Raw genomic sequence first — 25,250 nt, 5'->3', positions numbered from 1 at the left:
AGTGCAGAACTCCGAGATTTTGAGAACCTCGGAGTTCTAATTTATTACAGCGTCAACGATTGAACATTGGTTTCAATCAGTTTTGCTAAATCACGCAAGAAGATTGCCGCATCTGCACCGTAAATAATGCGGTGATCGCAAGTGATATTTACCTGCATTTGTCGGCGTACTCCGAGCAGTCCATCATCGGTTGCAACTACGGTTGGACGAGATGCGCCGATCGCTAAAATCGCTCCCTGTCCTGGTGGCAAGATTGCATCAAACGCATCCACACCAAACATGCCTAAGTTCGAGACTGTGAACGTTCCAGAACTATATTCATCGGGTTGGAGTTGTTTTGATCTTGCACGATCGACTAAATCTTTCCAGTTCCGAGACAGCGAGTAAAGATCTTGCTGATCTGCATTTTTCAATACAGGAGTGATCAAGCCACCATCTTCCATTGCGACTGCATTTGCAATGTTGATCGACTCGTTAAAGTGAATGCCGTTCTCAACGTAGCTTGCATACAGTAAAGGATGTTTTTGCAACGCCATCGCGATCGCTTTTGTCAGCAAGGCGGACATCGTTACACCCTTGGATTTCACCTGTTTGTACAGTTTGTCGAGTGCATCTGTTGTAATCGTGTACGAAGCGCGGAAGACTGGAACATCTAAACTCGCATTCATATTCCGGACGACTGCGGTTTGCAAGGTCGTCATCGGTTTGATTTGACCTGGTTGAGTGGGAGCGACAGGTGCAGCGGCGGCTCTCGGAGCGGGTGCAGCAGCAACAGCAGCAGGCGCAACGGGTGCAACAGGTTTTGCGGCAGGCTTGACCGTCGGGGTTTTGCCAGCAGCTTTTTCGATATCTTCTGCCACAATTCGACCATGCGGACCACTTCCAACCACAGCACCCAGTTCAACTTTTAACTCTTTTGCGAGTTTCCGTGCCCGTGGAGAAGCAACGATCCGTCCATTTTGAGTCGGCGCACTGGATGAGCCATTTGTGGCAGCGGCAGCAACAGGTTCTGGAGTCGGTGTTGTAGCAGCGGCAGTGGCAGCCGGAGCGCTCGGAGTTGTTTGGGTCGCTTGTTGTTTCGCGGCTTCGATCTCGGCTTCGGTTTCAGCTAACAGCGCGATCGCAGATCCAACCGGAGCCGAGTTGCCTGCATCAACGACGATCGTGGCTAAAAAACCTTCATAAAAGGATTCTACGTCCATGTCAGCCTTGTCAGACTCAACCACCACAACGGTTTCACCTTTCTCAACTTTGTCGCCCGGAGCTTTGAGCCAGGACACGATTTTTCCTTCGGTCATGGTGGAACTGAGGGCGGGCATAAAAATTTCGTGGATCATGGCGGGTACATTTCAGGGTGGATCAGAATCTGAACACAAGAATGCGATTTTTTGTGCAGATCAGATTGTATCGAAATTTGGCAGCAAATTTAGCTGCGATCGCGCTGCTGCTGAAAAAAGTCACCAATTAAATATAAAGAGCCGCACAGCACTGTCAGATTCTTGGATTGGGCAGCCTGCAATCCTGCAAAGACATCGGCATAGACTTGACAAGTCTCCAAGCCCGGACAAATTTCTTTTGCAAGCGTGGCTAATTCACTCGGATCAGCCGAACTATGACCCGGTACAGGAACGAGATAAAGCGAATCTTGAGATCGCAATAATGCTCTAAAAACATCTGCATGATCTTTGGTCGTTAGCATTCCCATTACCCAGTGAATCGGGCGATTTAGCGAATCTACAAATTGCCGTAGCGCGATCGCACTTGCCGGATTATGTGCGCCATCAATCAAAATCCGATTTCCTTGCCATTCACACCACTGCATCCGCCCTGCCCATGTCGTATTTGCAATTCCATTGACGATGGCATCATCTGAAATATTCCAGTTTTGTTGACGAAGAAATTGAATAGCAGCGATCGCTAAAGCCGAATTGTGTAATTGAATCTCTCCTTGAAGTGGAAGTTGATATTTTAGCGATCCCTGATGTGCCCAGCCGCCAATGAGTTGTGAGGGTTGAGGATAAACGACAGGACAACCGAGCGCGGCAATTTGTCGATCGACAACTGCTTTTGCTTCATCGGGCAACTGTCCGATCACAGCAGGATGGTTTGCTTTGAGAATTCCTGCTTTTTCTTGGGCAATATTGGCGATCGTAAATCCTAAGCGCTGCCAATGTTCTCGACTAATCGACACAATGACGCTGACTAGAGGATCTTCAACTACATTCGTTGCATCTAATCTTCCGCCCAGTCCGACTTCAATCACTGCAATATCCACTTGCTGCTCAGCGAAGTAAAGCCACATGGCTGCGGTAATTACTTCAAACTGAGTAGGTGAATGCTCTGGATCAATCTGAGATTGTACTTTTAGCAATGTTTGATATAACGCTGCTGATTCAATCGGCTGACCGTTAATGCAAATACGCTCATTCCAACTGATCAAATGGGGTGAAGTATAGCGACCTGTTTTATACCCTGCTTCTGTCAAAATGCTAGATAGATACGCACAGACCGATCCTTTGCCATTGCTGCCTGCTACGTGGATGATGGGGACTTGCTTTTGGGGATTGCCTAAATCTGAGAGCAGCTTCAAACTTGCTTCTAGACCTAAATGTACGCCGAAGCGCTCGTAGGTCTGGAGCAAAGCATCAATTTTTTTAGAGAAATCAGTCATAGGTTCAACGGAATCCACCATCTAAAATCATCGCACGCAAGACTACAATGAAGGACTGAACAAAATTTTAGTGCGATCGCGTCTCATGTCTATTACTGTTCGTGTCCCCGCTACGACTGCCAATCTTGGAGCCGGATTTGATTGTTTAGGAGCAGCTCTCACGCTTTACAACGAATTTCAATTCTCGCCGATCGACTCTGGTTTGAGAATCACGGCAACCGGAGCGGAAGCAGATCGCGTTGCTCTCAATTCTAGCAATATGGTCTATCAGACGGTCGTCAAATTCTTCGATCGTATTCACCAGCCTGTTCCTGGGATCTCCATCGATATCAAGATGGATGTTCCTTTGGCGCGGGGATTGGGAAGTTCAGCAACAGCGATTGTTGGCGGACTGGTAGGAGCAAATGCGATCGCAGGGTCGCCGATGAGTCAAAGTGAGATTGCAGCTTTTGCGACTGAGATTGAAGGACATCCGGACAATGTTGTGCCTGCTCTGATTGGGGGGTGCCGATTGGCTGCATCAGGAATTGATCGAGCATGGGAAATCTGTGATATTCCTTGGGACGCGAGCATTGTTCCGATCGTTGCCATTCCGAACTTTGAACTTTCAACGGCTGAAGCTCGCGGCGTTTTGCCGACAGACTATAGCCGTGCGGATGCGATTTTTAATACAGCGCATCTAGGACTATTTGTTCGAGGCGTAGAAACGGGAAATGCTGATTGGCTAAAAGCTGCCTTGCAAGACCGAATTCATCAGCCGTATCGCGAGAAATTGATTAAGGGATACGATGCAGTGAGAGAAGCGGCGATCGCAGCAGGTGCTTATGGTGTGGTCATCAGTGGAGCCGGATCGACCGTTCTAGCGCTTGCTCATCAACACTGCTCAGAAGGAGTCCGATTAGCTATGGAAAAGGCTTGGACAGAATTAAATGTTGGAGTCGATGCGAAATGTTTAGCGATCGACTCCCAAGGAACTCGCATTATCAATACACTCTAAGTAGAACTCAATCGCCTTAAACTTTCTTGAACAAATTCTCATGCGTAGAACCTTCACTCTCATTTTTCTCCTTGCATTTTGCTGGCTCACTTATATTTCTCCAGCTCAAGCTAGCCTTTTCTCCTTTTCTGGCAGTCGCCCTACGAATCTAGGTCTACACAACGATCGCTTAACGGAGTGTCCTAGCACACCCAATTGCGTCAATAGTTTTAGCTCTGATTCGACCCATGCGATCGCTCCTCTTAAATCTTCTAACATCGAAAAAGCCTTCGCAGATCTCAAACAAGTAATTGAATCTCAACCGAGAACAAAAATTATTGAATCTACTGAGAACTATCTTTACGCTGAATTTACTAGCAAACTCATGGGCTTTGTTGATGACGTAGAGTTTTATCTAGACAAGACGAGCAAGGCGATTCAAGTGCGATCAGCATCCCGTCTTGGCGAATCTGATCTCGGTGTGAATCGGCAACGCATTGAATCGATTCGCACTCAACTGAGCGAGAACGTCACATAAAACTGTTGTCCTATGCAAAACTCATCACAAAGATGTGGAATAGTAGAACAGTGTTTTTATTTCCCTGTCTCTCTCTATGAATGAGTTATTGCATCTTCCGCTTCTGGAACATCCAGGAACTCTCTGGCAACGCACGATCGAGCAGACTCAACATGCTCTGTCTTGTGGTGCGTTGCTTTCTATTCCTACAAGTCACGAGTTTGTTGAACAAGCAGGTGTTCAATTTCTCGTACGGATTGTCAGTAACTTAATTCGCAAAGAGGCAGCAGACCTTAAACAAAAACAAGAAGAAAAAAGCGGACATCCCATCAATCCTTTTCTACCGTACGAGCGGGATTTGTTTGTGATGGATATTTCTGAAACGCATGTGTGTCTTCTGAATAAATTTAACGTGGTTGATAACCATCTACTGATTGTGACCCGCGCATTTGAAGAACAAGAAGCCTTACTGACCCTTCATGATTTCACTGCGATGTGGGCATGTTTATCGGAAGTCGATGGTTTAGCTTTCTACAATGCAGGAAAAGCAGCAGGGGCAAGCCAACGACATAAGCATTTGCAACTTGTTCCTTTTCCGATGGAGAAAGAGATTGATCGTGTTCCGATTGATCCCCTAATTAAAAAGGTCAGATCGCGCGATCGCATCACTCAGATTCCTGAATTTTCCTTTCTCCACGCATTCGCAAGATTTGAGCCTGAAACCACACCTGAAGACATTCTTCAACACTATTACGAGCTACTAGAAACAGTTGGAATCCGCTCTAATCGTGTGATGCAGTCGGCTCCTTACAATTTATTAGCGACGAGGGAGTGGATGTTGATTGTGCCGCGATCGCAACCCGGATTTGGCGGAATTGGAGTGAATTCTCTAGCATTTGCAGGTGCGCTCTTAGTTCAAACTCCTGAGCAACTCGAAACGCTCAAACAATTACGTCCGCTGAATTTTTTAAAGAACGTTGCGGTAATGTCCTCAATCAAGACAGGTTGATCATAATGAAGAATTGCCCCACAGCCTGTTATGAAACACGATCGATTTATTGTTCCCGCGAACACAAAGATTAATCTGAAAGACTATGATCCAGCTTATACCGACGGCTTAACCGATAAAGCTGCGGCTCAAGCCGAACTTCAACAAGGGGTGCAACGACTAGCAAAGTATCAAGATATTCTCTACGCTCAAGATTCCTACGCATTGCTGATTTTGTTTCAAGCAATGGATGCCGCAGGAAAAGATAGCACGATCAAACATGTGATGTCGGGTGTCAATCCTCAAGGTTGCCAAGTCTACAGTTTTAAGTCGCCTTCTTCTGAAGAATTAGATCACGATTATCTTTGGCGATCGAATCGGGCCTTACCAGAACGCGGTCGAATTGGCATCTTCAATCGGTCGTACTACGAAGAAACTTTAGTCGTTCGCGTTCACCCAGAACTCTTAGTTCATCAGAAACTTCCACCAGAAGCCAATGGCAAAGAGATCTGGGACAAACGATTCAAGCAAATCAACCATTTTGAACAGTATCTTGTCGAAAATGGCATTGTTGTACTCAAGTTCTTTTTGAATGTTTCTAAGGAACAACAAAAGAAACGATTTCTAGCTCGGATTAATGAACCCGAAAAGAATTGGAAGTTCTCTGTCTCTGATGCTAAAGAACGGCAACACTGGGATCAATACATGGAAGCTTTTGAAGATGTATTTAACAATACGAGTACTAGCTATGCTCCTTGGTATATTATCCCCGCCGATCATAAATGGTTTACCCGGTTAGCCGTCTCAGACATTATTGTGAGTACGTTAAAGTCTTTGCATCTGTCCTATCCCACGGTTAGCAAAGTCCGGCGTGCAGAGTTACTAGAAGCAAAGAAAGTCCTAGAAAGCGAGGAATAATTGAAACCTTAGAAGGCGGAGTTGTCCCAAAACTCCGCCTTCTAAGGTTTCGTAGATTAGAGTGAGTAACGCTTTAAACTCGCGCTTCCTCTACCAGTTTTTCCCAACCTAAATCCTTCAACGCCCCGTTTCGCCGCAGTGGTCGTGTTACTAACTCCAAAATGTCCCGCGTATTCCCAAATCCGTGAATCTGAGCAAACGTAAACTCGACTGACCACTTCGTACTAATTCCACGCGCCTCTAGTGGATTTGCGTGAGCCATTCCCGTAATGACTAAGTCCGGTTTCAATTCATGAATTCGCTGCAACTGATTATAGTTATCTGGCTTTTCAACGATCGTTGGAACTGGAACGCCCATCTCCTGACAGGTTTTCACTAAGAAATCTAATTCCGCTGCCTGATACCGCTTGTCCATGTACGGAATGCCGATCTCATGACAAGTCATCCCACACCGAATCAAAAACCGAGCCAGCGAAATCTCGAGCAAGTTATCGCCCATGAAGAACACTGACTTGCCGCGAATCAATTGCAGGTAGTCTTCAACACTTTGCCAAATTTTTGCTTCCCGCTCCTCTAATCCTTTCGGTTCAATGTTAAACACCGAGCAAATCTTTTCAACCCAAGCCCGTGTTCCATCTGGACCAATTGGGAAAGGCGATCCAATCAATTTCGTTTTCCGTCGTCGCATCAATGTTGTAGCAGTTCTTGACAGGAACGGATTCACGCCTGATACATAGTATCCTTCCTCGATTACGGGAAGTTCTGTGTAGCGCTTCGCAGGCAACCATCCTGAAACCTTGATCCCTTGATGCTTTAATTCCAAAGAAAGCTGAGTCACGATCGGATCAGGAACAGACCCAAACATTACGAGCGGCGGATGATCCACATATTCTGACTCTTCGCGCTTCACATCTTCCTGTTTGCGTCCAAAGTTCATCAACTTCTGAATTGCATTACGCTCCTCTTTGTCTGCTTCCGCGGTTGGAGCTTGGGTTGGACAGCGTTGCGCCATTGCTGCTAAAACCGTGTCTTCTCCTTGTGTGAAGGCGTAATCGAGACCATTCGCTCTTGCTACAACAATGGGAATACCAATCTCGGATTCTAGTTTCGGTGCTAGTCCTTCTAAATCCATTTTGATAATTTCGGTGGTGCAAGTGCCGATAAACACAATCACACTGGGATTACGATCGCGCTTAATTTGCTCACAGAGCCGCTTCAATTCGTTGTAATCATTCAACTGAGCAGAAATATCGCCTTCTTCCAGCTCTGCCATGGCATAGCGAGGTTCTGCAAAAATCATCACGCCCATCGCGTTTTGCAGAAAATAGCCGCAAGTTTTCGTGCCAATAACGAGGAAAAAGCTATCTTCAATTTTTTGATACAGCCATGCAACACAGCTAATCGGACAAAAGGTGTGATAGTTTCCAGTTTCGCACTCGAAATTAAGGGCTTGAGGTTGAGCATCAGCGAGAGTCATAACGGTAGTTCTCTAAAGTGAGGATTTTATTGAGGCGATGGTGTCGTTCGGTTGCGTCCTTCGCAAGCTTCATCAACTTCAGCCGGACGACGAGGTTTCTGAGGCGCTTCAGTTGCAGAACTCGCAGGAAGATACTTGGGAGTTTCAGCTTTGAGTTGTTTGTGATTCAGTTCTTGTTCGGGATCAAAGTTCAGTCCCAGTGCAACAACAATGCGATCGGGATGATTGCTCAAGTCCACAATGAGCGGCAGCATTTCGGTCAGACGGGGTTCTTCGGTTGAGAGAACACCCAGAATAAAGCTAGAAGACGGTCGCCGTTTCCCTTCGCAACTGACCCAGATCGACAACCGAGAAATCCAAGAACGGTTTGCTTCGTAATAGTCGAGCCAGCGGTCTTTGAGCGATCGACGTAATTGATCAATGTTCACAAGTCAAACAAAGTAAAAGGACAAAGTTGGCACTAAAGATCACATATCGCAATTCGTAGCCTTCATCCTTTCCCCTTCATTCTTTCTTTAGACCATCATCAAATCTAATTCTTCCTCGGCAGTTTTTGGCTGTTGTGGATTGAGATAGAAGTCAGACAGCAACGAGAATAAATCGCGATCGGCAGCATCTTTTGGAACGACTCCTTCAGGATTTGCCAAAATCTGATCGGCAATGTTCAGATAGTAATCACACACATAGTTCAATGAGGGATCAGACTCTGCCATTTCAAACAATGTCTTTCCTTTCACTCGCGAAACGCGAATGTCTTCAATCAAAGGCAACACTTCCAAGATTGGCATCGGCACTGCATCAACATACTTTTCAATCAGATCTCGCTTTGCCGTGCGATTTCCAATCAAGCCTGCGAGTCGTAATGGATGGGTTCGTGCTTTCTCTCTGACCGAAGCTGCAATCCGATTTGCTGCAAACAACGCATCAAATCCGTTATCCGTCACGATCATGCAATAGTCTGCATAGTTCAACGGAGCCGCAAATCCTCCACAAACCACGTCTCCCAGGACATCAAACAGAATCACATCATATTCATCAAATGCGTTCAGTTCTTTGAGCAGTTTGACCGTTTCACCGACTACATAACCACCGCAGCCTGCTCCTGCTGGAGGTCCACCTGCCTCTACACAGTCCACACCGCCATAGCCTTTGTAGATGACATCTTCAGCCCAGACATCTTCATAGTGATAGTCCTTTTCCTGAAGCGTATCAATAATGGTCGGGATCAAAAAGCCAGTCAAGGTAAACGTACTATCGTGCTTGGGATCGCAACCGATTTGTAAAACCTTTTTGCCGCGTTTTGCCAATGCGACTGAGATGTTGCAGCTTGTCGTCGATTTGCCGATGCCGCCTTTGCCATACACTGCGAGTTTCACTCTAAGGTTCTCCTAAGTCGTCTCTGAAGGGGTGAGTACAAATCTGTTCTGTTTGCATTGTTGTTGATAAGACCGTTTCTGCCTAGTCCTCGCAAAAAGAAGTTACATCGCTAAGACAATTCAGTTGAAGAATATATTTATCAGAACTCCAAGAAATCTTACTAAGGTGAATTAAGCAGTTATTTAGCAATTTTTAAATTCTTGAATTCTTTTTTTTATAAAAATAAGAACAAAAAACAAACAGATTAAACCTAACCCTGTTGCTCTTTTCGTTCAATTGCTGATTAGGTCAGTTCCTGCGTCCTACCCACGATTTTCCAATTCAAAGTTCTTCAGAGTGAGGAAGATAGACAACTGCTCCTGCCTACAACGCAGTACCCTATCCGTTCACTGCAGAGTTCTATTAAGAATCATCAAAGTTTTGCGGTCTTACTCAAAGAAAAAGGCATCCACACTGGATGCCTCCGTGAACTCCTTTGATGATGAAAAACGAATTAGCTATGCACCTCGACGATTTCTGCGTTGCTGACGCATTTGTTGAATTTGATCGCGTTGTGCCTGCGTCAGTACTTCTTGATTGATTTTTTGCTGAGCTGATCTCATCTTGTCTCGAATCTGCGTTTTCTGTGCATCAGACAAATTCAGCGATCGCATCATCTTTCCAGGCTTTTCACCTCGCTGTACTGCTGCATCGTACTGAGCACGCTGCCCATCATTGAGCACGTTGGTGTAGATATCTTTTTGCACCGCTTCCCGAATCGACTTCATGGATTGCTTCTGTGCATCAGTCAAGCCCAGCTTATTTGCATATTCCTGTTTTGGGGCTTGTGCCAAGCGGTTGATAGGACGAGCATGAGCTGCAAGCATCGGCGAAACTGCCATCATCAGCGCGATCGCACCGGGGAGAAGAATTGCAACTTTTTTCATTGAGAATTTCTGCATGGTGTAAGTCAAAAATTAGGTCAGTGATCAGCTAAAAAATTAGCTTCGCTTCCTTAGACAGACTCACTATCTCAAAGGTTCAAATTATTTTTCTTAAATCGGCAGCGAGATCGTAAATTCCGTGCCTTCACCCACAATAGAGCGGCATTCTAACTGCCCTCCATGCTTCTCATTTACAATTTGCCGACTAATTGGCAAGCCCAGTCCTGTTCCTTTTCCTACTGGCTTCGTCGTAAAACTTGGCTCAAAAATCTGGGATTGAATCTCAGGCAGCATTCCCAACCCGTTATCCTTGATGCGGATAGAAACCGTTTGGTTGGAGCGATCGATCTCAGTTGAAATCCAGATCATATTAGGAGACGCTGCAACCTCTGCATAAGAGCGCGTTTCATTTTGCTCTTCAAACGCATCGATCGCATTCGCAATCAAATTCATAAAGACCTGGTTGAGTTGCCCTGGATAGCAGCTAATTGGCGGTAGTTCTGCATATTGTCGAATAATTTGAATTTCAGGATGTTTCTCATTTGCTTTCAGGCGATGTTTGAGCAGCATAATGGTGCTTTCAATTCCCTCACGCAGTTGAAATTCAGTTTTTGAAGAGATATCTGATCGCGCAAACGAGCGTAGCGAAAGACTAATATCCTTGAGGCGATGAACCCCTTCATGAATCGATTTGATTAATTTTGGCAAGTCTTCGGCAACATACTCTAAATCAATATCTTCAATAAATTCTGCAATATCTTCAGCAGAATCTTTGCGCTGATACATCTGAATTAACGCAAACAAATCGCGTGTGTAATCATCAATGTGTTTGAGATTGCCGCTGACAAAATTAATCGGATTATTAATCTCATGTCCGACCCCTGCAACAAGTTGACCCAGTGTAGACATTTTCTCACTCTGCACTAATTGCAATTGAGTCGTCTTTAATTGATGCAGTGATATTTCTAATTCGGCGGTACGATCTCGAACTCGTTGTTCTAGTTCCTGAGCTAATTGTTGCAGTTGCGCCTCGGTTTCGGCTTGTTCGGCAATTTTCGTTTGTAGGGATTGATTGAGGTGCGAAATACTTAAATGCAGCTTAACGCGAGCAATGACTTCTTCTTGCTGAAAGGGCTTGGTAATATAATCGACCGCGCCTAGTTCTAACCCTCTAACTTTATTGATGGAATCAGAGAGAGCGGTCATAAAAATGATGGGAATGTGCTGTACTTTAGCATTGGCTTTGAGACGCTGACAGGTTTCAAAGCCATCAATCCCAGGCATCATCACATCCAGCAAAATCAAATCCGGGAGTGCGTACTCGGCCTGCTCGATCGCAGATTCTCCATCTGTTGCCATCAATGTTTTCCAGCCTTGCCCTTGCAGCGCTTCAGACAGGACTTTCAGGTTGGTTGGTGTATCATCTACAAGCAAGATGCGAACCGGGACCAATGAAATCGGGATCATTTAATGTGCCGCCTTAGTGTAGGACTTGATAAACTGACGGATTTTTCCAGCTTGAAACGTCGCAGTAAGCTTCTTCAATTCGGCTACAAACGTTGTATAGCAAGGGTCTTCCTCTATTAATGTACTCAGAATACCCTCGATCGCAGTAATATCGCCCATCATAGCAAGATGATAGATATCATCTAAGACATTCTGTGCTGGAAGAACGAGTTTACCCTGGGCCGGTGCGGCTTGAGCGGGCGATTCCGTGGGTTGAGTTTGATAGATCCAGGTCAGATTCAGGAGAGCTTGTAGTGTATTGAGCAATTCTCCAACTTCAAAAGGTTTGGGAAGAAAGGCATTTGCACCCGCATCAAGGCTACGCTGACGATTGGAGCCAAAGACATTAGCACTCGAAACAATGATGGGAATTGCACTTGTTTCAGCAGTAGAGCGCAGTTGCTCAATCAATCCCATTCCATCTAGCAGAGGCATCGCTAAATCTGTAATTACGAGATCAGGATGATCTTCGTCAATTGCTAACCAGCCATCACTTCCGGTGTAAGCGACTTTGACTTCAAATCCGATCTCTTGTAGTAGTGTTGCCACCATACTGCATTGAGTCCGATCATCATCTACAACGAGAATAACCGGGGGTTGACCTTGAATTCCAATGACTGTCTGGGTTTGCGCTAGATTCTGGGTAGATTGATTCCATTCGGATGCGATCGCGAATTCAACTTCGAGCGAAAAAATACTGCCTTCTCCTAAGCGACTCTGCACTTGAATTCCGCTTCCCATCAAGTTTGCAATTCGCTGGCTAATGGCAAGTCCTAGCCCTGTTCCTTCAGATTTGCGCTCAACGGCTCCGACTTGTTCAAAAGGGAGAAAAATTTTGCCTACTTGCTCGGTAGACATCCCTACGCCTGTATCTTCGATTTCAAATCGAATTCTAGACTCTTGAGCCGAGAGTGCGCGGAAGGTGACCTGTCCTTGGTCTGTAAATTTGATCGCATTCCCGAGTAGATTGATCAAAATCTGTCGCAGTCGCTTCTCATCAGCAACAATGCCAATCGGTAAGCAATCGTCAATCTCGACCTGAAATCCAATCCCTTTCTGCTCAGCCCGGATTCGGCAGATTTCAGCAACCCCATTGAGAAAACTCGCAAGATGAATGCTAGACGAATCAAGTTCTAGCTTACGAGCTTCAATTTTTGACAAATCTAGAATGTCATTGATCAACGTCAGCAAGTGGGAGCCGCACTGATGAATAATTTTGATGCCTTCTTGCTCTTTAGGGGCGACTGATCGCTCTAAGATTTGGGCATAGCCTAAAATTCCATTGAGCGGTGTCCGCAGCTCATGACTCATGTTGGCAAGAAATTCGCTTTTTGCTTGGTTCGCAGAATCTGCTGCCTGTTTTGCCTCTAAGAGTTCGCGGGTACGTTCCTCAACTTTTGTTTCTAGCGTTTTGGAATAATCAATGAGTTGATTGTTCGCAGATTCTAATTCGCGATTCGCTTCTTCTAGTTTTTGGTGTTTGTGAGAATTTACAGTCGCAATCACACTCGCAATGAAAGAAGCAAGCGCGGGTGTGACTGGAATCAGCATTCCTCCTAGAAAAATGAAATAGGCTCCCGAGACAATTGCACCACTTGTCCCGACCGTTGCCCACAGAATTTTTCCACCCGGAAGGCGCTGGCGACTAGGTAAACTTGCTAACGTCCAACTTCCTATGGTTCCAAACAGAGAGCAGGCAAAAATCCAAGCAATGAATTTTTTGATCGTCAAGCCATGCAGCATGTTGTTCTGCTTGACACTATTGACCAGTTGATAAGCAATGTTGGCATGGACGACTACGCCAGGGGTTGGATCTTGAGCAGAGAACCACGAAGAACTAAAGGGAGTTCCAAAAAAGTCGTTGGTGCTCGCGGCAATCGAACCAATAAATACCATACGATCGCGCATCAAATCTGCGGGGACGCGTCCTGCGAGAACATCTCGCATCGATACTGTGTGGAATGCTTTTTCTGAGCCATGCCAATTGAGAAGAATCTGGTAGCCGCCAACATCTGCGTCTGAGTATCCTGCTTCTTGATCTTTTAGAGGAAGATAAACGGTTTGACCAAGCTTGTATTGGAGTGGATTTTTATCTGAGCTGTCTAACGTAGCGCCTTCAGCTTCTAGATATTTTAAAGCAACTCGTGTTGCTAGTCCCGGCTTAACCGTCTGATCTTTCGCATCTTCAGAGGTGAGCAAGGCACGCCGAACTTGGCGATCGCCGTCTAACACTAAATCTGCGATCGCAACTTGGTCTTTCTTTTTTAAAGCAGGCGGAGGTGCAACGCGATCACCTGTGATTTTCTCAACTCCAATCAAATTGGGTGTGGATTCAAATACATTGACCAGCTGCTTGTGACCTTCACCTTCTGGCAAATCGCGATAAAGATCTAGCCCGATTGCTCTTGGCTTTTGTGCCCGAATCTTTTCAATTAACTGTGCTAGTGACCAGTCTGGAATCGGCCATTTTTTTACACTTTGAATATCTTCCTCATCGATTGTGACCACCACAATCGACTTTGCCATTTCTCCGGTCGATCGCTGCCGAAAGAACTGATCGCGCACTTGCCACTCAAGCAAATTAAATACACCTAGCATTTGTCCCGCAGTAACAGTTGCAGCAACGCTAGGTGCAATGATCAAGACGCTACGATTTCGCCGAAAAAAAGCTTGGATTTTTTGCCGCATAGTAGTTACATGATTCGGAAAGCACTGGTCGCACTGACCAGTGCTTCATAGAGAGTTAGTTAAGAGAAACGAGCATTGGTGCTTGTGTGATCGAACCGAGTTCGACAGATGAGAGGAGTTCGCTCCAATGGTTGGTCAGAACTTCATCTGTGGGGTGACTTGCCCGCAACATTGCCAGAGTTGCAACACAGTCATACCAATGTCCATTCTGTCCCAGAATTTTTGCTTTCTGAAGCGCATCGGCTTGTTTGAGACTTGATGCCATTTCTGCGCTCATCTCAACTCGTTGAATCCAGCCATCCACATAGGGAGCACTGGGGTTTAACTTGTTATCGATCTTGAGTGCTAGAAACCACTGGTAGTCTTTACCCACCTCTAAAGCAGGTATAGACTCAGGGAGGGAAATGGCGCGAATGCCCGCTTCTTGATTGACCGCAATCGTTGTTTCATAGATCGTGGCTCCTGCTTCATCTTTCAGGCTAAAAACTGCTTCTTCAGCATCGGTTGCAGGGAGATAGACCAAGATCGTTGGGCGTTCAGAGATCGTCGTGCCGTAGTAGTTTTGCGGCGTAAGAGCCAACATTGCGGCCGGACCCGATGAAGCCACGAGTGAGGGATCTAACTCCTGTCTACCAAGACGAGAAGCGCCACCCGCAGTTACGCGAGCTGTACGATTAGTCCGCGAAGGTTGGAAGAATCCACGCGAAGCTCCACCCACGGCTGCACGAACACGACGGTTTGCACCGGGTTGGAAAATGCTGCCACGAGAAGCTCCGCCTGTCGCTTGACGGACAGTGCGGTTTTGCCGATTCGTAAATATGCTGCCACGAGAAGCTCCGCCTGTCGCTTGGCTGGGAGAGCCATTGCCAGGAGGAGGAGAGAACGGAAATGCTTGAACTGGAGTCCAGGCGCTACTAGCAATCAGGGCGACAATGCCCATCGTGCTAGCAATTGCTTGTTTTTTCATAAAACTTCCATCGCATCGGAGTAAGATTGGACACAATCGAACTGAGCTAAGAGAACACCACTATAAACTAATCCTAGAGAATATATTCCCTTTAGCCAGTGGTGAGTTTGCGTAATTCTCAGCTTGAGGAATCCGTGAATCTACAGTTTTTTACTGCCAATTTCCAACCATGACAAATCCACTCCAGAAAAAGGGATCTTTAAAGTCCGTTTTGCGTATCAAATGGAGTTGTGCTTGGCGTAGAGCTTCTGCTTTGGTGCTTCTCGATTGACCGAGTTCTTGATAAAACTGCGTCATGAGTGTTGCGGCTGCTTTATCTTTTACAGGCCAAAGCGTTGCGAGGGTAGACCGTGCTCCTGATTTTACTGCTAGTCCTGCCAGTCCAAGAACAGCGCGATCGTCACCACTTGCGGTATCACAAGCGCTGAGCACGAGTAGATCGATCGCTTTTGAAGCGTCCCGGCTTTGTAGGAGTTCGGAGAGTTCTTTGATGTTGACAACTCCATCCCAGGTCAGCAGGAAGGTATCTTCGAGGCGAGAGCTAAACTGTCCATGTGTGGCAAGATGCACAACATTCGCTTTACTGTCTTTTAATTGAGTCGATAATGCATTGCCTGTAAATTGTGCGTTAAGCAGTTTGGAAGAAGGAACGGTTTGCGCGATTTTTTTAACTTCAGTTTCTACAGCAGGGAGGGCAGAAAAGCCCGAACGAGACTCACTGATACCAGCAACGATTGCGCCAATGTTGGTTTGCTGGAGGGAACGTGCTGCCATTAACTGAAGCCCAGGAGATAGGGTGACAGCATACTTCTCGATGAGGTATTGCTTGCCATCGTAAAGGGCTGACATGGGAATATTTCGCAGTTTACCGTCTAGAACAAACACCAGTGTTTTTGTCTGTTTTAATTCGGACTCGATTGGACGAATCAGCCAGTCGTAGACTTGTTGAGAGACGCGATCGCGAGCTTGAAGGTTGGAAACTGGGTTGAGTGCAGCCAGCAGTTGATCGAGCGTTTCTTCGACTTCGGCTTGCGATATTGGGGTGATGTGATATTGCAGAGGTTTGCCTGCGGTGGAAGAAATCACGGCTAAGCGATCGGGCAAGATAATCGGATAGACAACAGTTGCAGTCGTGTCAACCTGGTCAATTTGTTGGGTTTTATCGAGACAAGCTTCACGGAAGAAGTTGTCGAGTTCTGCAACTTGTAGAGATTCGATGAGTTCGCGAGCTTGGGTGAGTTCTGCTTGACCCGGTTGACCTTCGAGTAAGAGTGCCACGAATTCACGGTAGACCGGTTCGACGCTTTCTCGGAAGGAGAATTGGACATCAGGATTGATGGCTGCAAGGTCGCCTCGGATGGCACGCAGAGATTTCACTGCTTCGGTGTAAGGTGAGATCGCTTGCTTAGTTTTGCCTTGTTCGATTTTCAACCGTCCCATTTGCCAAGCAGATTGAGCAATGATCTCATCGGCTTGAAGTTGACGAGCGATTTCGAGAGATTGCTGCGTAACGGTTTCGGCTTCTGCCCATTGCTCCGTGCGCCCGTAGAGCTTGCCCCATTGGTTGAGGGCATAAGCTTCGGCTTGGGAGTCTTGCAAGCTCTTGGCAGACTGAACTGTTTTCTCAAGTAGGCTTGAGAGCGTGTTGAGCGATAATAGTTTTTCGCTGTTTTCAAGCTGATTGAGCGAGGCGGCAAAATTAATTGCGCCATACATAGAAGTACGGTTTGGGGGGAGTTGCTCAAGCTGGGATAATAGCTGGGGTGCAATTGGAGCGGCTTGGTCGAGTAACCCGTAATCAATCAGAAGTTTGAAGCGATCGAGACGAGCTTGCAGTTTCTCAATTGGGCTAACGGCCGCTTGTTCGGATTGTTCAAGGTATGCTAGAGCAGCATCTGGATCGTTTAAGTCGGTTGCCGCTTTTCCAAGTCCTGCTAGAATTGCGCTGATTTCGGATTTAAGATTTTTGGCTTTGGCGATCGCTAGACTTTGTTCTAAAACTTTACGGCTTTCCGTCGAATCTCCAATCATTTGCAGAGTCGCGCCGAGTGTTCTCAATCCGCTAACTTTGACTTGAGAGTCCGGCAGTTTAGCTAATTGCTGGTTGATTTCGTTTAATTGCTGCTTGGCACGGCGATAGTAGCCTAAGCTTTGTAGGGCTTGAGATTGGTTAATTTGACTGCCTAGGCTACCGATTGTGTCTCCCGCTTGAGTGTAATAAGTCTGAGCTTGTTTCCAGGTTTCTAGGGCTGCTTCTGCTTTGCCTGTATGGAGGAGTAAACTAGCTTGAGTATTGAGAACCTGTGCCCAGAGAATGGCATCTGCTTGGGGTTTCGTCGCTTTGAGATGGGAGAGGCTTTGCTCGATCGATTGAGTCGCTTCAGCCCATTGACCCAATTCTTGCTGTGCCAAAGATAAGTAGCTGAGGCTAAGGGCAGCATTGGCACGATCTCCTTTTGCCTGAGATTGTTGTGCGGCAGTTTGCCATACGGAAACTGCTTCTGCAAATCGCCCAGACTGATAGAGGGTACGTCCTTGATCTAAGAGCGTCGCGGGTTGTGCAGCAACAATCGGGGCAGGAGTTGGTTGGAGGGTTGCTTGAGCAGGCGTGATGGCGATCGCTAAAGACAAGCTGAGAACGCCGAGGCAAAGATGGAGCAACCGACGGTGTTTTGATCGGGACATCATAGACAGTTACCTGAGGTCAGTGGTTCGCAAAGTAGACTTTGCCGAACAGGAATCAGGTCTAGTGTTCCCCTATGCGCTACGGGCTATCAATGCTCGGCTGTGGGCGGGATAGTCGCGAGAGTGCGAGTTTGCATCGGTTATCTGGAGAAGAGGTTGAAGTCCTGAGTTAATTGAATCTGAATTAATTGTCTGGGCTGAATTGTAGCGGGTCTAGAAGCTGTGAGATAAGTTACGCCTGCTCCAAGCGCGGCTCCGCCAATCACGTTTCCACCCGAGAAACCACCGAGGACGGCTCCAGCGATCGCGCCGAGTCCAGAGTTTTGAATTAAGCGATGGTCTTGAACTTGAGGATTGCCGCTGATCGTGTCTGATTTGCCAATGAAGGCGAGATTTTGACCTTGGATGGTGACGGCTTGGGTGACAAATCGACTTCCGTTTCGATCGGTTTCAAACTTTCCCATGACTGCACTCCCAGGCGCAACGAGTAAGCGCCCTGCGCGATCGCGGATTTCGTTTTGCAAAATCAATACATCTTGTCGAGATTGATTGCCCTGAAGTTTGAGTGGCTCGTTGCCGGGATAAAACAGGCTAAGCTTTGTGCCAACAGGAAGGAGACTTTCAGAAGATCCGTTGGCAAAACGACTGATTTGCTGCGGGGTGGATGGGGGTTGCTGATTGATGAGGGTGGGTAAGGGTTGACCGAATTGGATGGTTCTCTGGCGGACAGGAACAGGAGTATCTTCGACGGGAGCAGAGGTCGATCGAGGTTCCACGATCGAAGAGGGATCGGGAGAGCGGCGATCGAGTTGGGGAACGGTCACGGTCGGCGGTGTACTCGGTAAATTTGTGGGGGCATTAATGGGCGGAAACGAATCTGGAATTGCCAAGCTGGGATTGACTTCTGGAAGTTGTAAGCCAGGCGATTGAGGGACAGCGCGAGGAGTAATCGGCGCATCTGGAAAAAGAAGACTACTTCCGGTGGGAGCATTGCCTGATCCGGCAGCGGGGGGGAGGGGAGTAGATTGAGCAGGCGGTAGATCAGGGACAGTCGCAGCAGGAGGCGCAGAATTAGTTGCAGGGGGAGGGGTTACAGGCGGGAGGTCGGGGTTGATGGTGGGGGGAGCGGGCGGTAGTCCAAAATCGTTTGCGGGAGTGGCTGAAGTTTGGGCGACTTTTGGTTCTGCGGGTTGGATTGGAGTTGTTTTGGGAAGGGGAGCGGTCTGGATGGGACGCAGGGAGTTGAAAACGGCTTGGGTTTGGGGGGAAGGAGTGCGAGCCGCTAGAGTAGGGCGGAGTATCCAGATTTTGTCTGAGCTTGGGGCTTGTTGAAGTTGGACTTGTTGGGTTGCCAAGGTTTGATTGGGCGCAAGTTCGAGGACAATCCGGGTGGTATCTGGCTGGAATTGGAAGACGCGAACTTGCCGAACTGCGCCCATAAAAGTCTGTTGGGGAGAAATCTGACCTACCTGGGTGTTGGGTAAATCAAGGACGATGCGATCGGGTTTTGAGAGGAGAGAATAGGTCGGTTTGATGCCTGCTGCGAGGGTAACTTCGAGTTGATTGATGTCGGGGTCGAACCGCAAGTTTTCAAGCGGGGCTGCGATCGCGGATGCGCTGGTGAGGAGAACGATCGCGCTAATCAATTCGGAGAATGTGAGGGCTTTCTTCAGCATGGCAAGTCAGGAGAAAATTAGCGATCGAGTGGGGGACACTCGGAGAGGAAAGAATTGGGTGGATTATAGGCGAGTTTTTGGGAACTGTAACTGTTTTTGGACAAAAAGATTGCCTAAGCACGTGGCTTAAGCAATCTTCCTAGCAATGCATGAATGTTAGGTTAGAGCAGAACTTCTGTAGAGACGTGTCGCTGAAATGCCGCTACAGGAGTGATTTATTGCTTTTTCTCAGCGGGTTGGGTGATTTTTTCTTTGGCTGCATCACCTGCTTGCTTGGCTGCGACTCCAGCTTGCTTGGCTGCTTCACCGGCTTGTTTAGCTGCTTCGCCGGCTTGCTTTACGCCTTCGCCAGTCATCGTTTTTGCGGCTTCGCCTGCTTTGGTTGCAGCTTCACCCGCTTTGGTTGCGGCTTCGCCTGCTTTAGTTGCGGCTTCGCCTGCTTTGGCTTTTACAGATTCGCCTGCTTTCTTCGCTGCGTCACCCGTTTTCTTTACAGATTCCCCGGCTTTGTTCACTGTCCCGGCAGGTTTTGCAGCGGGCGCGGTTGGAGCAGCAGGAGGAGCAGCCTGCTCGGTTTCAGCACATGCAGTTAAGCCCATCATTAGAGCAAGTCCTGCAAAGACGCTAATTGCTTTGAGTCTCATCATCATGTCAACCTCAATAAATTAGTAGATGTTTCGTTTGGAGAAGCCATCACAATTTATCGCATCTTGGTTAATCCAATGCTTTTGTAATTAATTTTTTATTGTTTATAAAATTTATTCTTTTCAATGCCCGAGTGAGTTACGAGATTTTCTTATTAAACTTTATTGCGCCATAGCTTTTCGAGCATTTCAATTTGCTGTTTCAACGCTCGACGTTTGCGTTTTTTCTGCACAAAAATTGCAACACAAACACCGAGAGGAAGCGCGATCGCAAACAGTCCCTCTGAAATCAGAACGGCATCATTCTCAACGGACCATCCTGGAACTGTGGAGATAGAGCAAATGAGTCGAAAATGGGTTTGCATAATGAAGAGTGGCAGCAAGAAAAGATTGCGTCAATGCCTTCTGATCTGAGTAGATTTTATTTTGTCACTTGATGCTGGAACGCCTTGTATTTCTTATTTTTCTTTAATGTTGAATCTGAGTGTGACGATTGGCAACATCCCGGGCAATTGACCAATCGAATCGGGGAGACGAATATTTTTCAGGGTTTGCAGAATTTAATGTCTAAACATAGAGATTACTGATATTGATGACACAGAGGCATTAGAAAAAGGCGATGAGAATATGGGCGAAGATGCGAAGTCTGGTTTGGTTCCTAACCCACAACCAAGTCGGTTTCAAGCGTGGCAGCAAGTGATTGGGCTAGCAATTTTGCTCGCAGCAGTCATGTTTACTTGGATGATTTATGGAGTGTTTCAACCCAGGATTTTAAGCAGCTTAGGGTTTACAGCCTTGGCGAGTCAGTTGGGGATTTATCAAGGTTTATTGGGCGCGATCGTTGAACCTGTGGTGGGATGGAAATCGGATCAGATTTTTCGGCGGTTGAATACGCGATTTCCGATGGTGACGTTTGGGGTGACGTTGGCGGGATTGATCTGTGTTTCGGTTTCGGTTTTGTGGCAAGAGAAGGCAGTAATGCTGGCGATTCGGAATTTTGTGCCGATTCTGACGACGGTTTGGGTGATCGCAATGATTATTTTTCGCGGACCTGCGATCGCGCTGTTGCGGCAGTTTACTCCGGCTGACTTTCCCTTAGCAAATGCAATTTTGACGCTGGTGTTTGCTTTGATGGGGGCGATGTCGCCGTTGGTAGGTCGTTTGATTACTCAATGGGGGGCTTCGGCAACTTTTCTACTGGGAGCGCTATCGCTGGTGGTGGGGGGACTACTGTTCAAATGGTCGCAGCCCCCGCTCCAACTTGCAGAAGTCACGAATGATCCGCCGATCCCGCTGAAGAAGGCGATCGCGATTTTTTGGGTTGGATTGGCAGCGGGAATTCAAAGCACGTTGTTATTTGGTTATTCGCCACAACTGCTGCATCAGCAAATTCAATGGCTGGAGCCAGCTTATCTAACTTCGGCGATTTTGGTCATTTCTGCGGTGAGTGCTTTGCCGTTAGAACGGTTTGCATTGACTTGGGGGGTGCATCGATCGATGTTGATGAGTTTTTCGGTGATCGCGTTATTGTTAGGCGTGTTGAATGTGCCTGCTAATTGGCTGTTTCTGGTGCTTTTTGGCTTGGCATTTGGATTGTTGTTTATTAGTCAAATTCCTTATGCTTTGGGAGCGGTTCCGAGTAATCAAGCGGGGTTTGGAACGGGACTTTATTTTGGGGGAATTGGGGGTGGATCGGCGATCGTGAGTTGGGCGTTGGGAAGTCAACCTGTGTCAAGTAGCATCATACTCTGGGGATTTTTGGCGACGGTGATCGGAGGGATTGGGCTAATCGGTACGAGACGCGATCGCAACTTGATCTAAAAAATTCTGAAAGTTCAAACTTGCTTGTGTAGATTAGACTGAGAACGAAGGTTTTCAAATCAGCCTACACAATCTTTATCTGTTTAAGGTGAAATGAATCGAGTGGATAACCCGGCTCCTAACAACAAAGTGCGTCAGAAAGACGAAAATCCCTGGCTAGAGGGACTCAAAACGATCGGTTTAAGTGCCGTTCTAGCGATCGGGATTCGGCAGTTTGTTGCGGAAGCCCGTTATATTCCATCCGGGTCGATGTTGCCGACGCTGCAAATTAACGATCGTTTAATCATTGATAAAATCAGCTATCGCTTCAATAACCCTCAACGCGGTGATATTGTGGTCTTCGCTCCGACTCCTGCCCTAGAGAAGCAAAATTTTCACGATGCGTTTATTAAGCGTGTGATTGGGTTGCCGGGGGATAAGGTGCAGGTCAAGGGCAATCGAGTTTATGTGAATGACCAGCCGTTGCGCGAAAATTATATTGGAAAAGATGAAGCGCCCCAGTATGAATGGGGACCGCAAGTGATTCCGCCTGATTCTTATTTGGTGCTAGGCGACAATCGCAATAATAGCTATGACAGTCACTACTGGGGATTTGTCCCACGCGACAAGATTATTGGACGGGCAGTGGTGAGATTTTGGCCTCCGAATCGGGCAGGTGAGATTACGCCAGAGCCTCAGTATTAAAGATTTCTAGGACTCGACCTGTAATTGAGTGGTTGAGCCAAGAGGTATTTGTGGACAGCGATCGTAGATTTGAGCGATCGACTGTCCATTTTTCATTTGGATCGAACAAGATCAAATCTTTAGTCTGAAAAGATTGATTGAGGCACTGGGCTGAGCGGGTGGTTAAGCTTTGCCAGAGTGTTAGGGCAGACCAGCGATCGGATTCGACTAAATTCGACCAGAGCAGGGGTAACGCAAGTTCTAAGCCGATCGCGCCTGGAGGGGCTTCGCCAAATGCAACGGTTTTTTCTTCGTAGGTGTAGGGGCTGTGATCGACTGCGATCGCGTCAATGATGCCATCTTGAACGGCTTGGATTAAAGCGTCTCGATCGTGCGGGTTGCCTAAGGGTGGGTCGAGTCTCAGATTGGGATCATAGGTTCCGACGGCATCTGTATCTAAGAGCAAATGGAGCCAAGTGGTGCTGGCTGTGACGGGTACGCCTCGTAATTTGGCATCGCGAATCAGTTCGACTCCTCGTGCTGTTGAAATTCGCATGAGATGAACGGGTGTGCCAATTTCTGCGACGCATTCGAGTAGGGCGGACAAGGGGGCTGATTCTGCCATCGTTGGGACTCCAGGCAGACCGAATCGCATTGAGTTTGCGCCTTGTCGGATTACGCCTTTCCCGGCTAGTCCTGGATCACAAGCCCAGAGTGCGACGGGTTTTTGAATGGGGTGGAGATATTCTAGAGCGCGACGAATCAGCGTTAAATTTGGAAGTGCTTTTCCGTCGGTGAATCCAATAATTCCGGCTGCGGCTAATTCTGCGAGTTCGGTCATTTGTTGACCTTCTGTTCCGAGCGTGAGTGCGCCCCAGCAGTTGACTTTGGGGAATTTGGTGCGAATTTGGGTGACGCTTGCGGGATTGTCGATCGCGGGATTTGTGTCGGGAAGGAGATTGAGTTGAGTGAAGCCTCCGGCGATCGCGGCTTGTTCGATCGAGGTGAGCGTTTCGCGTTCTTCAAATCCGGGTTCACCGCTGTGACTGTAGAGATCGATGAGTCCGGGGGCGAGAATTTTGCCAGCGCAGGGTTGAATTTGCGTGTCTGGGGGAATTTCAGAGGGTGCGAATGCACGGATAATCCCGTCTTCAATTAAAACGTCGGTGATGCGATCGACGTTTGCAACCGGATCAAGCGATCGAACTTGCTGGAGCAGAACAAACATAGTTTTGTGCAACGAATAAAACAGGAGAATGAGATCGAGTAGGATGCTTCCCGTTCAATATTTAAGTACGGTTTCGCATCCCATCTTGCACTCTCTACTTTTTCTTGAGGGATTAAAGTGCGCCTGCGGCAGTCTTGTCTAACACACCGCCTAAATGGGTTGTGATGTTCATTGCCATCAGCAATGGTGTTGCATCGTTGCCTTTGGGATAGTCGATGACGCTGACTGCGCCGTTGCCTTGCTTGAAGTTCCAGAAAGAAGCAGTCGTTAAGCCGGAGATGTAGCAAAGAATTGCTTTATTGATGGCATCGTGGGCGACGACGAGGATCGTTTCTCCGGGTTGGGCATTGTTGACGATTTCGTTCCATCCAGCGATCGCTCGATCCCAAACTTGCTGCAAATTCTCACCTTCTGGCATTTGAACGGTTTCGGGGCGACTTTGCCATTGCTCGAGTAAACCGGGATAGTCTGCTTCGATTTCAGATTCAAATTTCCCTTCCCAGAGTCCATGACTAATTTCGCGCAGGTCGTCGCGCAGTTTTAAGTCGATGTCAGGATGATGTTTCAGAATGAGTTCTGCGGTTTCTTTGGGGCGTGCCATTGAACTGCTGACGGCGGAATCAATGGAGACAGATTTAAGGAATTCGCCAGCCTGGGAGGCTTGAACTCGTCCGTTGTCGTTGAGGGGAACATCGATTTGTCCTTGGAAGCGTCCTTGGCGGTTCCATTCGGTTTCACCATGTCGGACGAGTAAGAGGCGTGCGCCCTTGTGTTTGGGACGGAGTTTGGGGATGGTTTCGCCTAAATGAGAGGTGACGTTGAGAGATTCAATTTGAACGGTTTCGCCAAAATCGCCGGAGAAGTTGAGAACGGTGATGCCGCAGTTGGAGATATGGAAGCGTTGATAGTCGGCGGGTTCGAGTCCGATCGCGGTATTGATTAAGGCGCGATTAATGCCACTATGGGCGACGATCAAGAGGGTTTGATTGGCGTGTTGGGGAATGGTCGATCGCCAGAATCGTTCTGCTTGCTCGTATAAGTCTTGAACTGGAGCGAGTTCGCTGCCATCGGGTAGCGTCATTCTGACTTTATGTGGCTCGGTGTGCCAGTAGTCATACATTTCAGGATATTTTTCTTGGACTTCGCTGAAGAGCATTCCTTCCCAAAGAAAAACATTGATTTCTTTTAAATCGTCTGTGACTTGCAGAGCGGGGGGATTGTCTAATCCTTCAAAAATCACTTCGGCTGTGCGTTTTGCACGTTGGAGGGGGCTGGTATAGATGGCATCGAATTGCAAATCTTTGAGAGCTTTTGCAACCTGGGTTGCCATGATTTCTCCTTTTTCGGTCAAGGTGGAGAGATCACAATGCCCCTGCGCTCTTTTTTCAACGTTGTAGCTGCTTTCACCGTGGCGGACGAGAATTACACGAGTCGTCATAGATTTTGGGGCAAAAAAGTCAGGATGATTCTATCGTGTTCGTGTGTCAAATGATGAGAAATCTAAAGTAGCGATCGAACATAATTG

The 25,250-nt window shown here is 47.3% G+C and carries 21 protein-coding genes; 6 read left to right on the top strand and 15 right to left on the bottom strand.

What is annotated here, in order from left to right:
• Positions 1-44: 44 nt before the first annotated feature.
• Both ACMUEV_RS03255 and ACMUEV_RS03250 read right to left on the bottom strand, forming a co-directional pair.
• Positions 45-1,337, bottom strand: a complete 1,293-nt coding sequence (locus ACMUEV_RS03255) for a dihydrolipoamide acetyltransferase family protein (protein ID WP_190651843.1) — start codon at positions 1,335-1,337, stop codon at positions 45-47.
• An 89-nt stretch (positions 1,338-1,426) separates the two neighbouring features.
• Positions 1,427-2,671 (bottom strand): bifunctional folylpolyglutamate synthase/dihydrofolate synthase, encoded by a 1,245-nt coding sequence (locus ACMUEV_RS03250; RefSeq protein ID WP_190651845.1) that lies wholly within the window; start codon positions 2,669-2,671, stop codon positions 1,427-1,429.
• Positions 2,672-2,756: 85 nt separating this feature from the next.
• On the opposite strand from ACMUEV_RS03250, the gene thrB reads away from it, so the two are divergent.
• From thrB to ACMUEV_RS03230, 4 genes are all read left to right on the top strand, one after another.
• Positions 2,757-3,668 (top strand): homoserine kinase, encoded by a 912-nt coding sequence (gene thrB, locus ACMUEV_RS03245; protein WP_190651846.1) that lies wholly within the window; start codon positions 2,757-2,759, stop codon positions 3,666-3,668.
• A 40-nt stretch (positions 3,669-3,708) separates the two neighbouring features.
• Positions 3,709-4,185 carry a DUF1499 domain-containing protein gene (locus tag ACMUEV_RS03240; RefSeq protein ID WP_199329529.1) on the top strand — a complete coding sequence of 159 codons (477 nt, stop codon included), beginning with the start codon at positions 3,709-3,711 and terminating at the stop codon, positions 4,183-4,185.
• 76 nt (positions 4,186-4,261) lie between these two features.
• The gene (locus ACMUEV_RS03235; RefSeq protein WP_086370973.1) at positions 4,262-5,173 is read left to right on the top strand and encodes an ATP adenylyltransferase family protein; all 912 of its coding nucleotides are present in this window, start codon (positions 4,262-4,264) and stop codon (positions 5,171-5,173) included.
• 30 nt (positions 5,174-5,203) lie between these two features.
• Complete coding sequence (locus ACMUEV_RS03230; protein WP_190651848.1) at positions 5,204-6,070, top strand: polyphosphate kinase 2 family protein; 867 nt, start codon at positions 5,204-5,206, stop codon at positions 6,068-6,070.
• Positions 6,071-6,143: 73 nt separating this feature from the next.
• On the opposite strand, the gene ACMUEV_RS03225 is transcribed toward ACMUEV_RS03230, so the two are convergent.
• From ACMUEV_RS03225 to ACMUEV_RS03175, 11 genes are all read right to left on the bottom strand, one after another.
• A complete protein-coding gene (locus tag ACMUEV_RS03225; protein ID WP_190651850.1) occupies positions 6,144-7,547 on the bottom strand; it encodes a ferredoxin:protochlorophyllide reductase (ATP-dependent) subunit N in 1,404 nt (467 codons plus the stop codon).
• Positions 7,548-7,573: 26 nt separating this feature from the next.
• A complete protein-coding gene (locus ACMUEV_RS03220) occupies positions 7,574-7,975 on the bottom strand; it encodes a DUF5331 domain-containing protein (protein WP_017290732.1) in 402 nt (133 codons plus the stop codon).
• 87 nt (positions 7,976-8,062) lie between these two features.
• Positions 8,063-8,923: a ferredoxin:protochlorophyllide reductase (ATP-dependent) iron-sulfur ATP-binding protein gene (gene bchL / locus ACMUEV_RS03215; protein WP_017290733.1), complete on the bottom strand. Its 861-nt coding sequence runs from the start codon at positions 8,921-8,923 to the stop codon at positions 8,063-8,065.
• Positions 8,924-9,421: 498 nt separating this feature from the next.
• A complete protein-coding gene (locus ACMUEV_RS03210; protein WP_190651852.1) occupies positions 9,422-9,850 on the bottom strand; it encodes a hypothetical protein in 429 nt (142 codons plus the stop codon).
• Positions 9,851-9,958: 108 nt separating this feature from the next.
• On the bottom strand, positions 9,959-11,314 hold the full coding sequence (locus tag ACMUEV_RS03205; RefSeq protein ID WP_190651853.1) for a response regulator: 1,356 nt from the start codon (positions 11,312-11,314) through the stop codon (positions 9,959-9,961).
• Positions 11,315-14,041, bottom strand: coding sequence for a CHASE2 domain-containing protein (locus tag ACMUEV_RS03200; protein ID WP_190651854.1), 2,727 nt, complete (start codon positions 14,039-14,041; stop codon positions 11,315-11,317).
• 55 nt (positions 14,042-14,096) lie between these two features.
• On the bottom strand, positions 14,097-15,008 hold the full coding sequence (locus tag ACMUEV_RS03195) for a DUF928 domain-containing protein (protein WP_017290737.1): 912 nt from the start codon (positions 15,006-15,008) through the stop codon (positions 14,097-14,099).
• A gap of 150 nt (positions 15,009-15,158) precedes the next feature.
• Positions 15,159-17,696 carry a CHAT domain-containing protein gene (locus ACMUEV_RS03190; protein WP_190651855.1) on the bottom strand — a complete coding sequence of 846 codons (2,538 nt, stop codon included), beginning with the start codon at positions 17,694-17,696 and terminating at the stop codon, positions 15,159-15,161.
• Positions 17,697-17,833: 137 nt separating this feature from the next.
• Positions 17,834-19,369 (bottom strand): AMIN domain-containing protein, encoded by a 1,536-nt coding sequence (locus tag ACMUEV_RS03185; RefSeq protein WP_190651856.1) that lies wholly within the window; start codon positions 19,367-19,369, stop codon positions 17,834-17,836.
• 215 nt (positions 19,370-19,584) lie between these two features.
• Positions 19,585-20,019 carry a hypothetical protein gene (locus ACMUEV_RS03180; RefSeq protein WP_017290740.1) on the bottom strand — a complete coding sequence of 145 codons (435 nt, stop codon included), beginning with the start codon at positions 20,017-20,019 and terminating at the stop codon, positions 19,585-19,587.
• A 149-nt stretch (positions 20,020-20,168) separates the two neighbouring features.
• Positions 20,169-20,378 (bottom strand): hypothetical protein, encoded by a 210-nt coding sequence (locus ACMUEV_RS03175; RefSeq protein WP_017290741.1) that lies wholly within the window; start codon positions 20,376-20,378, stop codon positions 20,169-20,171.
• Positions 20,379-20,640: 262 nt separating this feature from the next.
• On the opposite strand from ACMUEV_RS03175, the gene ACMUEV_RS03170 reads away from it, so the two are divergent.
• Together ACMUEV_RS03170 and lepB are read left to right on the top strand one after the other, a co-directional pair.
• Entirely contained in the window at positions 20,641-21,834 is a 1,194-nt protein-coding gene (locus ACMUEV_RS03170; RefSeq protein ID WP_190651857.1) for an MFS transporter, read from the top strand.
• 93 nt (positions 21,835-21,927) lie between these two features.
• Positions 21,928-22,518, top strand: a complete 591-nt coding sequence (gene lepB, locus ACMUEV_RS03165) for a signal peptidase I (protein WP_017290744.1) — start codon at positions 21,928-21,930, stop codon at positions 22,516-22,518.
• Here the strand turns inward: lepB and ACMUEV_RS03160 are convergent.
• Positions 22,496-23,725, bottom strand: coding sequence for a dihydroorotase (locus tag ACMUEV_RS03160; protein WP_190651858.1), 1,230 nt, complete (start codon positions 23,723-23,725; stop codon positions 22,496-22,498). The genes lepB and ACMUEV_RS03160 overlap by 23 nt on opposite strands.
• 112 nt (positions 23,726-23,837) lie before the next feature.
• Positions 23,838-25,163 (bottom strand): histidine phosphatase family protein, encoded by a 1,326-nt coding sequence (locus ACMUEV_RS03155; protein WP_190651859.1) that lies wholly within the window; start codon positions 25,161-25,163, stop codon positions 23,838-23,840.
• Positions 25,164-25,250: the final 87 nt, after the last annotated feature.

The organism is Leptolyngbya sp. FACHB-1624 (assembly GCF_047649235.1).
GTDB lineage: Bacteria > Cyanobacteriota > Cyanobacteriia > Leptolyngbyales > Leptolyngbyaceae > Leptolyngbya > Leptolyngbya boryana.
This window is presented reverse-complemented; position numbering and strand designations above follow the sequence as displayed.